At 32.8% G+C, this 13140-nt stretch carries 11 protein-coding genes; 2 read left to right on the forward strand and 9 right to left on the reverse strand.

Annotated elements, in window-relative coordinates; genetic code table 11:
• The first annotated feature begins 17 nt into the window (after window positions 1-17).
• Window positions 18-1805, forward strand: coding sequence for a sensor histidine kinase (locus H8S37_RS09670; RefSeq protein WP_186875861.1), 1788 nt, complete (start codon window positions 18-20; stop codon window positions 1803-1805).
• A gap of 42 nt (window positions 1806-1847) precedes the next feature.
• On the opposite strand, the gene H8S37_RS09675 is transcribed toward H8S37_RS09670, so the two are convergent.
• The 5 genes from H8S37_RS09675 to H8S37_RS09695 all read right to left on the reverse strand — a co-directional run bounded on the left by H8S37_RS09675 (window position 1848) and on the right by H8S37_RS09695 (window position 6366).
• Window positions 1848-2723 carry a DUF3881 family protein gene (locus tag H8S37_RS09675; RefSeq protein ID WP_186875862.1) on the reverse strand — a complete coding sequence of 292 codons (876 nt, stop codon included), beginning with the start codon at window positions 2721-2723 and terminating at the stop codon, window positions 1848-1850.
• A 19-nt stretch (window positions 2724-2742) separates the two neighbouring features.
• Window positions 2743-4029, reverse strand: coding sequence for a serine--tRNA ligase (serS, locus tag H8S37_RS09680; protein ID WP_186875863.1), 1287 nt, complete (start codon window positions 4027-4029; stop codon window positions 2743-2745).
• A gap of 29 nt (window positions 4030-4058) precedes the next feature.
• Window positions 4059-4592, reverse strand: a complete 534-nt coding sequence (locus tag H8S37_RS09685) for a DUF4446 family protein (RefSeq protein WP_186875864.1) — start codon at window positions 4590-4592, stop codon at window positions 4059-4061.
• Between the two features lie 95 nt (window positions 4593-4687).
• On the reverse strand, window positions 4688-5596 hold the full coding sequence (locus H8S37_RS09690) for a ParB/RepB/Spo0J family partition protein (RefSeq protein ID WP_186875865.1): 909 nt from the start codon (window positions 5594-5596) through the stop codon (window positions 4688-4690).
• Window positions 5597-5598: 2 nt separating this feature from the next.
• Window positions 5599-6366 (reverse strand): ParA family protein, encoded by a 768-nt coding sequence (locus H8S37_RS09695; protein ID WP_186875866.1) that lies wholly within the window; start codon window positions 6364-6366, stop codon window positions 5599-5601.
• A gap of 251 nt (window positions 6367-6617) precedes the next feature.
• Here H8S37_RS09695 and H8S37_RS09700 point away from each other — a divergent pair, with 251 nt between their 5' ends.
• Window positions 6618-7580, forward strand: coding sequence for an alpha/beta fold hydrolase (locus tag H8S37_RS09700; RefSeq protein WP_186875867.1), 963 nt, complete (start codon window positions 6618-6620; stop codon window positions 7578-7580).
• Between the two features lie 611 nt (window positions 7581-8191).
• On the opposite strand, the gene rsmG is transcribed toward H8S37_RS09700, so the two are convergent.
• From rsmG to jag, 4 genes are all read right to left on the reverse strand, one after another.
• Window positions 8192-8902 (reverse strand): 16S rRNA (guanine(527)-N(7))-methyltransferase RsmG, encoded by a 711-nt coding sequence (gene rsmG, locus H8S37_RS09705; RefSeq protein ID WP_186875868.1) that lies wholly within the window; start codon window positions 8900-8902, stop codon window positions 8192-8194.
• Between the two features lie 33 nt (window positions 8903-8935).
• Window positions 8936-10840, reverse strand: coding sequence for a tRNA uridine-5-carboxymethylaminomethyl(34) synthesis enzyme MnmG (gene mnmG / locus H8S37_RS09710; RefSeq protein ID WP_186875869.1), 1905 nt, complete (start codon window positions 10838-10840; stop codon window positions 8936-8938).
• Window positions 10806-12221 (reverse strand): tRNA uridine-5-carboxymethylaminomethyl(34) synthesis GTPase MnmE, encoded by a 1416-nt coding sequence (mnmE, locus tag H8S37_RS09715; RefSeq protein ID WP_186875870.1) that lies wholly within the window; start codon window positions 12219-12221, stop codon window positions 10806-10808. The genes mnmG and mnmE overlap by 35 nt, the downstream gene beginning before the upstream one ends.
• 110 nt (window positions 12222-12331) lie before the next feature.
• Window positions 12332-13123: an RNA-binding cell elongation regulator Jag/EloR gene (gene jag / locus H8S37_RS09720; protein WP_186875871.1), complete on the reverse strand. Its 792-nt coding sequence runs from the start codon at window positions 13121-13123 to the stop codon at window positions 12332-12334.
• Between the last annotated feature and the right edge of the window lie 17 nt (window positions 13124-13140).

The raw sequence follows: 13140 nt of genomic DNA on the forward strand, positions 1-13140 counted from the left end.
GGTCAGGAATTTACTTTATGAAACAAAAATATTTTATTAATAAATTTATCCGGTATTTTTTTCTTTTTTCTGTTCCTGTAATTATTATAGGACTTCTATTGACTGTCTACTCATTTTTTCAAATACGAGAAGATTCGGACAGACAGGCACAAAGCACATTTCGAATAAGCAGCCAGCTTATGGAAGAAATTTTGACTAAAGGTGACGATATTGCCGATCTGATGAATACCAACAGCGCTATTTCTATGTCCATGTATCGTATCCTTAACCAAAATTCTATGGATTATAAAGAAAATATTACAAAAAATATAATGTTTTATATTTTTGAAAACTTAAAATCCAGCTCCTCTTATGTCGATTCTGTATATGTATATTTTCCAAACGAAGGGGATTATTTTTTTCAGACAAATAGGAAGCTTACATCTATAGATAATTCCGCTGATCAACAATGGCTTAATGAATTCAAAAATCATACAAAAAAGGATAAAAAATGGATTACATTGCGCTCTTCCCAAAATTACTATTTTGAAAATTCCCATAATGTAATAACAATATACAGACGGATTCAATATTATGACGGCGTTTTAGTCATAAATCTAAATCAATCTGTTTTATCAGAGCTTCTTTCTTCTCTTGAAAATTATCCGAATGAATCTATTTTTGTAACTAATTCAAATGGTGAAATTTTGTTTTCTAATGCAAATGCAGATAAACTTAATCTAAGAAAGGAACAAGGAATTCATAAACAATTATCCCTCTCTTTATCTGATAAAGGACATTATCTTTCTTCAGTAAAATATAATCATCATACTTATACAGTAAATGAATTTATCTATCCTGAATATAATCTTCATTTTTTGTCGCTTGTTCCTTCACGAGATATTTACCGCCTGATGTATAATATAATTTATTGTGTTATTGCAGGCATTATTATTGCCGCAATACTTTGTCTTTTGTTCAGTCTTTATCTGACTCAAAAAAACTTTCATCAAATAGAACTTCTTATGGATATCCTTTGGCGGGCAGAAAAAGGGATTCTTCCCCTTGATGGAAGCGGGGAACTTGTAGATACTAAAAAATTGGATGAATATAATCTGATTTTGAATCGTGTTATTCTCACATTTGTTGAAAATAATACATTGACTATGCAGATAAACGAATGGCAGTTAAAGAAAACTATCAGTGAACTTAAGGCTCTTCAGCTTCAGATTAATCCGCATTTTTTCTTTAATACGCTCCAATCTATAGATATGGAAATTATAAAAAATGAAGGGTATCAGGCTCCGGCCAGCAGGTTAATACATTCTCTTTCGGATATTTTGCGTTATGCACTTGGTGATTCCAGGACTTCTGTTTCTTTACGGGATGAAATTCAGTCTTGTAAAGAGTATATGGAAATTCAAAAATTTCATAACCCCAGACAAATTGTACTTTTATGGGACTATGATGATGCTTTACTGGATTACTCCGTCATACGCCTTTTATTTCAACCATTACTTGAAAACAGTATTCACTATAGTATTCAATCACCACAGGATACCTTGGTGATTCGGATTAAAATTTATGATACTGGAAATTTTTTAAGATTTCATATTTTAGACAATGGAATAGGAATTGAAAAAAAACGACTTAAACAAATTAGAGAATCTCTTCATTCTCCAGAAGATCAAGAACACCACATAGGGATAAAAAATACACACAAGCGCCTTGTTCTTACTTATCCTGATAACCCAGGACTAACCATAATCAGTCATTTAAAACAAGGCACTTGTATCAGCTTTTCTATTCCAAAACATAAAAAGTAAAATTATTTAAGAAGGGGATTATCCGATATTTAACCATGTATTTTAAAAATTAATATATCCTTGCAGCCAGATAGTTCCTTTAAATCTTCTTCCGATTTCCGGTTCCCCCATAACTTCTGAAGCCGGCACGCAAATATCAAACTGTAATTCATTTACATCTAATTTCATTTGATATATTTTCTCTTTTGTTACGATATTTTCCCGTAGACGTACAGCCAGAATTTCTCCCATAATGGAATATAAATCACATTCAACTCCATAAGGCATAAAATATGTGTCTACAATAGAAAATATATCTTCACTTATTAGTCTTTTTGAGACTTTTGAATAAATATCCATATCATCCAATGTCAAAGTCTCTATCGCAGTCTGATCTCCACTTCTCGCGGCATTTAGTAGTTTTTTCCTGTTTTGGGAGGCCTCTTGTTCATTTTTTATCTGCTTTTCATCTTTTCGAACAGGAAATAAAATTTTCCCAGAAAGTGCAAGTCCTGCAAACGTTACAGAGGTTTCCAGACCAGATACGAATCCTATCTGTTTTTCTTTCATATATTCTACCCCATTTTGCAACGTAAAAATCAGACTAATGCCAACCTTTGGATCCTCACATACTCCCACATATTGTTCACGTTCTATTTTCTTTTCTACTGCAATTTCTGCATAAGTTGTTACTCCACTTCCTTCAAAATATGGAAAATAATAACTCATATCGAATTTCTCCTGCTCGTCTAATTCTCCGCAAAGTGTAATCCCCATATTTTGTCCATATTCTTTCTGAAATTCGCAGAAATCTTCTGATGTATGATAAGAGACAATCGTCTGATGTGTAAAATTCTCTTCCACCTGCTTTAAAACGGATTTTAGTTCTTTTCTTGTATGAACATTTCCAAAACCGATTGCTTTTAAATATTGGTGCATTTTGTTCTCCAATTTTATACTATTTTTTTGGCGTAATCTTCGCAATTCCTCCCATATATGGGCGAAGAGCTTCTGGAATTTTAACGCTTCCATCAGCCTGGAGATTATTTTCCAAAAATGCTATCAGCATTCTCGGAGGAGCCACTACTGTATTATTTAATGTATGCGCAAAATATTTTCCATTTTCACCTTTTACTCTGATTCCTAGTCTTCTTGCTTGTGCATCACCTAAATTAGAACAGCTTCCTACTTCAAAATATTTTTTCTGTCTCGGAGACCATGCCTCCACATCTACAGATTTAACTTTTAAATCTGCCAGATCACCAGAACAACATTCTAAAGTACGAACCGGAATATCCAGCGACCGAAATAGATCTACTGTATTCTTCCATAATTTGTCATACCACTGCATACTTTCTTCTGGCTTGCACACTACTATCATTTCTTGCTTTTCAAACTGATGAATCCTATATACTCCGCGTTCTTCTATTCCATGTGCCCCCTTTTCTTTTCTAAAACACGGAGAATAGCTTGTCAATGTCTGAGGAAGCTCTTCTTCTGACAGAAGCGTATCTATAAATTTTCCAATCATAGAATGCTCGCTGGTACCAATCAAATATAAATCTTCGCCTTCAATCTTATACATCATGGCGTCCATTTCTGCAAAGCTCATAACTCCCGTAACAACATTACTGCGGATCATAAACGGAGGTACGCAGTACGTAAAACCTCTATTTATCATAAAATCTCTTGCATAAGCAATAACCGATGAATGAAGTCTTGCTATATCTCCCATTAGATAATAAAAGCCATTACCTGCTACTTTTCTTGCACTATCCAGATCAATTCCACTAAAAGATTCCATAATTTCTGTATGATAAGGGATTTCAAACTCTGGAATAACAGGATCACCAAAACGTTCAATTTCTACATTCTCACTGTCATCTTTTCCGATTGGTACAGATGGATCAATGATATTTGGAATAGTCATCATAATTTTTTTAATTTTTTCTTCTACTTCTTTTTCTTCTGCAGATAAGGCTTCCATTCTGTCAGCATTTTCTGTTACCTTCTTTTTAAGTGTTTCTGCTTCATCTTTTTTTCCTTGTGCCATCATAGAGCCTATATTTTTAGAAATCTTATTTTTTTCAGCACGTAGTGCTTCTACTTCCTGCTTGATTTCTCTATTCCTTTTGTCTAACTCCAAAACTTCATCCACCAACGGGAGCTTACTGTCCTGAAATTTATTTTTTATATTTTGTTTTACAATATCTGGGTTTGTTCTTACAAATTTTATATCTAACATGCTTCTATCCTCTCATTATCTTTTTTGATTTATTTTTTGTTTATTTCTTTTATATCATATGTTTCCTGATAAATTGCCTTTTCAAGAGATTCTCTCTCTTCTTCTGCTAATTCAATATAACTTTCACCTTTGACTATCTCTTTGATATAAGTGTAACAGCCTTCTCTGCTGTGCATCGCATTGAGAATCCAGCCGTTATTATTTTCATCTAACATTGTTAATGCAAAACTTAAATTTCCTCCCATCTCATGGAATGCATCATATTTTACAATACCTATCTTTTGATAATTGTTTTCTATCTTTCTATAAATATCTTGAATACTATTTTGATTTTTCTTTGTAGTCTCTAAAATCTCATCTAACAGATTAAATCTTTCAAATATACTTTCTTCTAGATTTTTTCCATCTTTTCCCTTCATAAAAGACGCATAACTTGCTTTTAATCTGTTATATTTCATATTTGCACTTATTAATAATGCAAATAGAACCACTTGTATCAAAAATAATAATATAAAAATATAGAATGGATCAATTCCTAAATTTCCTAATACTCCACTCTTCATATTTGCCTCCTTATTAATTATAACAATACATTTATATCCTTTTTGTTCTCCCCCAGAGTATCATTTCAAACATATTGTAACAACTAAATTTATATTTAATCATTTTGAATAGTCATAATTAAATCATAAATTCGTTCTAATTCTTCTTCTGAATAATATTCTATTTCAATTTTTCCTTTTCCATTTGCTTTAGGATTTACACTTACTTTTGTCCCTATAACATTTTTCATTCGTTCTTCTAAATTTTCATAAACAAACGTATGTTCTATTTTTTCTTTTTTAATTTGTTTTTTTGGGTTTTTAAGGGATTTTACTAATTTTTCTGTTTCACGTACACTTAATTTTTCATCAAATATTTTATTTGCAAGATTATATTGTTGTTCTTCATCGTCAATTGCAAGCAATGCCCTTGCATGACCTGTACTAATCATATCATCTACAATCATTTGCTGCACTCGATCACTTAATTTTAAAAGTCTCATAGAATTCGTAACTGCTGTTCTACTTTTTGATACTCTTTCGGCAACTTCATCTTGTTTTAAATTAAATTCTTCGAGCAGCCTCTTATATGCCATTGCTTCCTCTATTGGATTTAGATTTTCTCTTTGGATATTCTCTATTAAAGAAATTTCTACAATTTCTTGTTCTGTATAATTTTTAATTAAAACAGGAACTTCTTTCATTCCGGCTAGCTTTGCTGCTCTCCATCTTCTCTCTCCTGCGATAATTTCATAATAATCTTTCTTTTTCTGAACAAGTAAAGGCTGAAGAATTCCAAATTGTTTTATGGAATCTGCTAATTCTAAAAGTGCATCTTCATCAAAATCTTTTCTCGGCTGTTCTCTATTAGGTTCAACCAAGTTAATTTTTACATTTATTTCTCCATAATTTTCTTCTTTTTTTTCTTCTGCAGATACACCCTTTTCCTTTTTTATATTATTTTCTGTTTTTGTAGGTATAAGACTGTCTAAGCCCTTACCAAGACCATTTCTTTTTACTGCCATTTTCACGCCTCCCCTTTATGAATCACTTCCTCTGCAAGCATCATATAACTTTCAGCTCCTGTTGACTTTGCATCATATAAATTTATTGGCATACCATAACTAGGAGCTTCTGCAAGTCTGATATTTCTTGGTATAATTGTCTTATAGATATTTTGATTCAAATTGTCTTTAACATTTTCTACTACTTGTAGTGACAAATTTGTTCTGGCATCATACATGGTAAATACTACCCCTTCAATTTCAAGAGATGGATTTAATCTTTCTTTAACTAATTCAATTGTATGAATAAGTTGGCTAAGTCCCTCCAAAGCATAATACTCACATTGTATTGGTACTAAAACTGAATCTGCAGTTGTCATAGCATTAATAGTAAGCATACTTAATGCTGGTGGACAATCAATAATAATAAATTCATAATTATTTCTAATTTTTTCAATCTCATGTTTAATTATAAATTCTTTATTTTCTACCCCTATCAATTCTATTTCTGCTGCGGATAAATTAATATTTGAAGGGAGTACATCCAAATTTTCCAGGACATTTTCACATATACAATCTTTTATGTCAGCGCTGCCTATAATTAGATCATATACATTATTTTCAACTTCATTTTTATCTACACTTAAACCACTTGTCATATTTCCCTGTGGATCCATATCAAGCGCTAAAACTTTTTTTCCAAGACTTGCTAGTGAAGCTGAAAGATTAATAGCTGTTGTTGTTTTTCCTACGCCACCTTTTTGATTGGCAATCGCAATAATTCTGCTCATTTTTGTACTCCTTTCTGATGAATACTTTATTATTATATCACCTTTCTATTTTATTATCTATAATAATGTTTCACGTGAAACATATTTTTTAAAATAAAAATTAATAATTATTTTACAATGAATTTGATGTTTCACGTGAAACATATTATTTTTTAAATTTACATATACTTAAAATTTTCAACTAATTAAGGGTTTATTTGAAAACTTAAGTGTAGTATAATAAAAGATATAATTTGAAAGTGGGTGATAAATTGAGTTGGAAAAGAAAATTGGCTGCTCTTGCTGTATTAACAGGTTCTGTAACAGGCATTATGCATACAGTGAACAAACTAGTATATTACATTTCAACTGTAGATAATTTATTAGATTATAATAAATATAATTACTATGAATGGCGTTTTGGAAAAATTGCTTATAAAAAACAAGGAACAGGAACTCCCATACTATTAATCCACGACTTAAATGTAGGTAGTTCATCTTACGAATGGAATAATATAGTGAACCACCTTTCGAAAACAAATACTGTATATACAATCGATTTACTCGGATGTGGTTGTTCTGATAAGCCGAACTTTACATATACAAATTTTTTGTATGTACAAATGATTAGTGACTTTATTAAGCATATAATTGGTAGTAAAACAGACATAATAGTTTCTGGTGAATCAGGCTCTTTTGTACTTATGGCTTGTTCAAACGATCCTTCTATTATTAATCGTGTTATTTTAGTAAATCCTGAAAGCCTTGTTTCTCTTGCCAAAGTTCCAACAAAAAGAACAAAACTAATGAAATATTTGATATGTACTCCTATACTTGGAACTTTTATTTATAATATAGCTGTAAATAAAAAAACTATAAGTCAAGATTTTTATTCTTCATACTACTATAATCAAAATCTAATTGATGAAAAAAGTATAATAACCTATTTTGAATCTTCACATAAAAAAAATACTCGTTCAAAATATCTTTATGCCAGTCAAAAATCCAGATTTACAAATTTAAATATACTTTATTGTCTGCATAAATTAAATAACAGTATTTTTATTATAACCGGAAATTCAAATCCCGAAAATGGATTGATAGCAAATCAATATCAAAATCAACTTCCTTCTATTGAAATAATTGGAATAAACAAAACCAAACACCTCCCCCATATGGAGAGACCAGAAGAATTTATAGAACAAGTAAAAATACTATTTTCAGAAGAAAACTAAAATATAAATTTAATCGACGAAAATGATCCGCGCAAGAGGGCGTGTATTGCAACGTTCGTCAGGGCTTCGCCGAAATTCCTCACTTTTGCAACACACGCCCTCTTGCGCTTACACTTTCGCCAGCTTAAGTTTATAATTTCAGACAGAACAGAACCGGTTTCACGTTGCTACAAACTTCCAGTCAGAAGTTTTTCTTTCATCTATAGGGAAGTGGCGCCCTAACTGAAATTCATAAAAAAGAGAACGGCTTCATGTTGTTATAGCCCTCCAATTAGAAGCATCTATACTACTTCTGATTGGAAATGCATAGCAGCGTGAAGCCGATTTTTTCCGTCTGGAACTATAAACGTAAGCTGCGAAAGTGTGAGTGTGAAAGAGATGCCTTGCGTGAGTGAGGAATTTCGGCGAAGCCCTGACGAACGATGCAAAGCCTCTCTTTCACACGTCCCTTTTGTCAATTTCCGCAGTGCCAGCTCAATTTCGCATACGCTTCATTTCGCTATCGGCAGTCGCCGAATGAAAAGAAGCAGACAAACTTCTGTTTACATGCAAGCATGACACAGAGTTTGCCTGTTTTTTTCGCACTGCTTGTTGCTTCGTTAAATTTATATTTACAATGGTTCTTTTGATGGTAATCCGGCTTTTCTTGGATATTTTTTTGGAGTAATCTTATTTTTTTGTATTTTTATAAATGATCTTCCTATTTCTGATTCTGGTATTTGAAATTTTATATTATTTTCTATTTTCCCGCCCAAAATTTTTACGGCATTTTTTGCCTGTTCTATTTCTTCATCTACAGTGCTGCTTTTATACGAAACAAATATACCCCCTACCCGTATATAAGGAAGACAATATTCACTTAATGTCGAAAGGTTAGCAACTGCACGTGAAACACTTAAATCAAATTTTTCTCTATATTCGTCTTTTTTAGCAAAATCTTCTGCCCTGCCATGTAAAGCAATTATACCGTCTAACTGTAGAGTTTGAATTACCTTATTTAAAAAATTAATTCTTTTATTTAATGAGTCTAAAAGAACAATATGTAAATGTGGAAAAGCTATCTTTAAAGGAATTCCAGGAAATCCGGCCCCAGTGCCAATATCAATTACAGACTCTACTTTTTCTATATTAACTGCTTTAACAATTGCAAGGCTATCAACAAAATGTTTCTCATATACTTCATCACGATCAGTAATTCCCGTAAGGTTCATCACTTTATTCCACTCTATAAGCAACTCATAATATTGCTTAAATTGTTCATTCTGTTTATTATTTAAATCTATTTTTAAATGCTCTAACTGTATATCGAACTTTTCTGACATCTGATTATCACCTATATATTTATTTTTTTATAATCAATTTTTCTTGTAATAACTCTCCAAATATACAAGAAGAACAGAAATATCTGCCGGTGAAACACCGGATATTCTAGATGCCTGTCCTATAGATTCAGGGCATAACTGACTCAGCTTTTGCTTTGCTTCTATACGTAGGCTTTGAATATCATCATAATTAATATTTTGAGGTATTTTCTTATTTTCTAATTTTTTAAACTGTTCAACTTGTCTCTTTTGTCTCTTTATATATCCTTCATACTTAATATTAATTTCAACCTGCTCTTTAACATCATAAGGAAGCACTACTCGCTCTTTATCTATAGGGGCAAGCGCTTCATAAGACAACTCAGGACGTCTAATCAGATCTGCAAGTGTTGTGCCGGAAACAAGAGGAGTACTTTCATAAGAAGAAAGGAGCTTCTGCACTTCATCTGAAGTTCCTATATTTGTATGTTCCATTCTCTTTATTTCTTCTTCTATCATATTTTCTTTTTTTAATAAATCTTTGTATCTCTTCTCATCAATTAAGCCAACCTCATATCCTATTTTAGTAAGCCTTAAATCTGCATTATCCTGCCTGAGCAATAGTCTGTATTCTGCTCTTGATGTCATCATTCTATATGGTTCATGGCTCTCTTTTGTAACTAAATCATCAATAAGAACTCCTATATATCCCTCTGATCTGTCAATTACAATTCCTTCTTTTCCCTGCAGCTTCCTTGCCGCATTAATACCTGCTATCAAGCCTTGTGCAGCTGCTTCTTCATATCCTGAACTTCCATTAAACTGCCCGCCGCTGAACAATCCTTCTATATTTTTAAATTCTAGTGTACTCTTCAACTGTCTTGCATCAATGCAATCATATTCAATTGCATAAGCATTTCTGACTATTTTAGCATGCTCTAATCCAGGCACGCTCCGGTACATTGCATACTGGACATCTTCAGGAAGAGAACTTGACATTCCTCCTATATACATTTCTGTTGTATTTAATCCTTCTGGTTCTATAAATACCTGGTGCCTGTTTTTATCAGAAAACTTCACTACCTTATCTTCTATAGAAGGACAATATCTAGGCCCTGTTCCCTCTATCATTCCCGAAAAAAGCGGAGATCTATCCAGATTATTTTTGATAATTTCATGTGTTTTTTCATTTGTATAAGTTAGCCAACAGGATACCTGTTCAATCTGGACATCCTCTGGATCTGTAGTAAATGAGAAAGGGATGATTCTATTATCCCCTTTTTGTTCTTCCATTTTACTGAAATCGATTGTATTTTTATCAATTCTTGCCGGAGTACCTGTTTTAAACCGATACATCTTTATTCCAAGAGATTTTAAACTGTCAGTCAGATAATTTGCACTTTGCAATCCATTAGGGCCAGTCTGCATACTAACCTCACCATAAATACATCTTGCCTTTAAATAAGTTCCTGTACAAAGAATCACTGCACGACAACGATAGATAGCTCCTGAATAAGTCTGTATTCCAGTTATTTTTCCATCTTCTGTCAGAATATTCGTCACTTCCATCTGTCTTATATCCAGATTTTTCTGGTTTTGAAGAACTCGGCGCATTTCTTTCGTATACTCTGCTTTATCTGCTTGCGCACGAAGGGAATGTACTGCCGGTCCTTTTGAGCTATTGAGCATTTTTGACTGAATAAATGTGCGGTCAATTATTTTTCCCATCTCTCCGCCTAATGCATCTACTTCTCTGACGAGATGTCCCTTTGAACTTCCTCCGATATTAGGATTACAAGGCATAAGTGCAATACTATCCACACTGACAGTAAACATAATTGTTTTAAATCCCAGTCTTGCAGACGCGAGTGCAGCTTCACATCCTGCATGTCCTGCTCCCACTACGACAATATCATATACATCCTTATTTTCCCATACAGAATTTACTGAATATTTCATTGATTAAATCTTCTCCTATTGTTTCTCCTGTAATGCTTCCTAAAGCTTCATAAGCATCCATTAAATCTATGGAATAAAAATCTTCCGGCATTTTCTTATAAATACTTTCTGTTACTTTTTCCAGACTTTTCAAAGCTTCCTTCAATGCTGACTTTTGTCTCAAATTTGTAATATATATTTCATCATTAAAAGAAAGATTTCCTTTTATAAACATTTTCTTCAAAATTTCTTCAAATTCTTGAATTCCTTGTTCTTCCTTTGCCGATATATCAATCATAGGAATTTTACTGGATATGTCTTTCCCATCAGATATGGATTTTGATATAATTTTATTTATTTTTTCCTTCATATCCTGCTTTGTTATAACGGATTCTAAATCTGATTTATTTAATAAGATTATTGTTTTCTTATTATACACAAGATTTAGAATCTTTTCATCATTTTCATCAAGACTTCTGGATACATCTGCCACATAAAGAACAAGATCTGCATCTTTTACATATTCTTTTGCCTTTTCTACTCCCATTTTCTCAATTATATCTTCTGTATCCCTTATTCCTGCAGTATCTATAATATTCAAATTTAATCCTTGTATCTGTATCTGCTCTTCAAGAATATCCCTGGTTGTCCCTTCTATATCTGTTACAATAGCACGCTCCTTGCCAGAAAGCACATTCAATAACGAAGATTTTCCTGCATTTGGTTTTCCTACAATAACTGTCTGTATTCCTTCTTTCATAATTCTTCCATTATCAGAGGAAGAAATTAATTTTTTAAGTTCTATTTTTATTTCTTCTACTGTCTTTCTTAATCTTTCTCCATATCCATCCACACTGATATGCTCCGGATCATCTAATGCTGTTTCAATGAATGCAGTATGATATAAAATTTCCTTTCTTATATCCTCTATCTTCCTGCGAATACTTCCTTTTAACTGACTGATAGAACTCTTTAAAGCATACTCATTTTTGGATTGAATAACATCGATTACAGCTTCGGCTTGTGATAAATCCATTTTACCATTTAAGAATGCTCTTTTTGTAAATTCACCAGGTTCTGCTGTTCTTGCTCCATTTTCTAATACTGTCTCCAGAATCTTCTGTATAACAAATATTCCTCCATGACAGTTAATCTCTACTGTATCTTCTCCAGTAAATGTTTTTGGTGCCTTCATAACTGTTACAAGAACTTCATCAATTATATCTCTATTTCTTTTAATATACCCATAATGAATCGTATGGCTATCCGCCTTTGACAATATTTCTTTTCCCGTATAAATCCGATCGATCACTTTAAATGCCTCATCTCCACTTATACGGACAATTCCAATTCCGGAATTTGTCATTCCAGTAGAAATTGCGGCAATTGTATCCTTTTTCATTTTCTACCTCATTAATCAAATATAGATTTTCTATAAATAATAAAGAGACGCCTCTGTCTTCACGAAAGTTTCCGTGAAGCGCAAAACGTCTCTTTCGCTTCTATGTCCTCTTATTTCTTTAAAGTCACAACTACCTTTCTGTAAGGTTCTTCACCTTCACTATGGGTTGTAACATATGGATCTGACTGCAAAGCTGAATGTATAATTCTTCTCTCATATGGATTCATAGGTTCAAGAGATACTGATCTTCTTGTTCTCTTTACTTTATGTGCAATATTCTTTGCCAAATTTTTCAATGTTTCTTCTCTTCTTGCACGATAATTTTCTGTATCCAGTTTTACTCTGACATATCCTTCCTGATACTTATTTGCAACACGATTTGCAAGATACTGTAACGCATCCAGTGTCTGACCTCTCTTACCAATCAGTATTCCCATATGTTTTCCATTCATCTCAACACTCAATGCACCGTCTTCATCTATCTTAGAAATAATTTCTACTTCCATATCCATTGCAGATAATGTATCTTTTAAGAAAGATTCTACTGCTCTTATCGCTTCATCTGTAACTTCAGCAAGTTCACCCTTCTGTTTTACAGCAGGTTCTTCTGCCATCTTTACAGGTTTTTCTTCTGTCTTTTCTGCAGGTCTGGCTTCCGCCTGTTTTGGCTTTTCTTGTTTTATTTCGGGTTTCTTAACAGGTTCTTCTTTTATCTCTGGTTTTGGTTCTGGTTTTCTTCTCGCTTCTATTACTGCTTGTTTCATACCAATTCCCAGAAATCCAGCACTTCCTTTTTCAATCACTTCATATTCTAGTCTGTCACTTGTTACACCTAACTGAATCAATGCTTCTGTTATTGCATCATCGACAGTCTTTGCTGATACTCTGATACTCCCGTCCATCCCGGCTCCTTCCTGCG

It is taken from the genome of Mediterraneibacter hominis, assembly GCF_014287475.1.
GTDB lineage: Bacteria > Bacillota > Clostridia > Lachnospirales > Lachnospiraceae > Mediterraneibacter > Mediterraneibacter hominis.

Bases quoted from the DNA above. Each gene is read 5' to 3' on its own strand.
- H8S37_RS09670 (WP_186875861.1), top strand. From the start codon at position 18: ATGAAACAAAAATATTTTATTAATAAATTTATCCGGTATTTTTTTCTT.
- H8S37_RS09675 (WP_186875862.1), bottom strand. From the start codon at position 2,723: ATGCACCAATATTTAAAAGCAATCGGTTTTGGAAATGTTCATACAAGA.
- serS (WP_186875863.1), bottom strand. From the start codon at position 4,029: ATGTTAGATATAAAATTTGTAAGAACAAACCCAGATATTGTAAAACAA.
- H8S37_RS09685 (WP_186875864.1), bottom strand. From the start codon at position 4,592: ATGAAGAGTGGAGTATTAGGAAATTTAGGAATTGATCCATTCTATATT.
- H8S37_RS09690 (WP_186875865.1), bottom strand. From the start codon at position 5,596: ATGGCAGTAAAAAGAAATGGTCTTGGTAAGGGCTTAGACAGTCTTATA.
- H8S37_RS09695 (WP_186875866.1), bottom strand. From the start codon at position 6,366: ATGAGCAGAATTATTGCGATTGCCAATCAAAAAGGTGGCGTAGGAAAA.
- rsmG (WP_186875868.1), bottom strand. From the start codon at position 8,902: ATGTCAGAAAAGTTCGATATACAGTTAGAGCATTTAAAAATAGATTTA.
- mnmG (WP_186875869.1), bottom strand. From the start codon at position 10,840: ATGAAATATTCAGTAAATTCTGTATGGGAAAATAAGGATGTATATGAT.
- mnmE (WP_186875870.1), bottom strand. From the start codon at position 12,221: ATGAAAAAGGATACAATTGCCGCAATTTCTACTGGAATGACAAATTCC.
- jag (WP_186875871.1), bottom strand. From the start codon at position 13,123: ATGGACGGGAGTATCAGAGTATCAGCAAAGACTGTCGATGATGCAATA.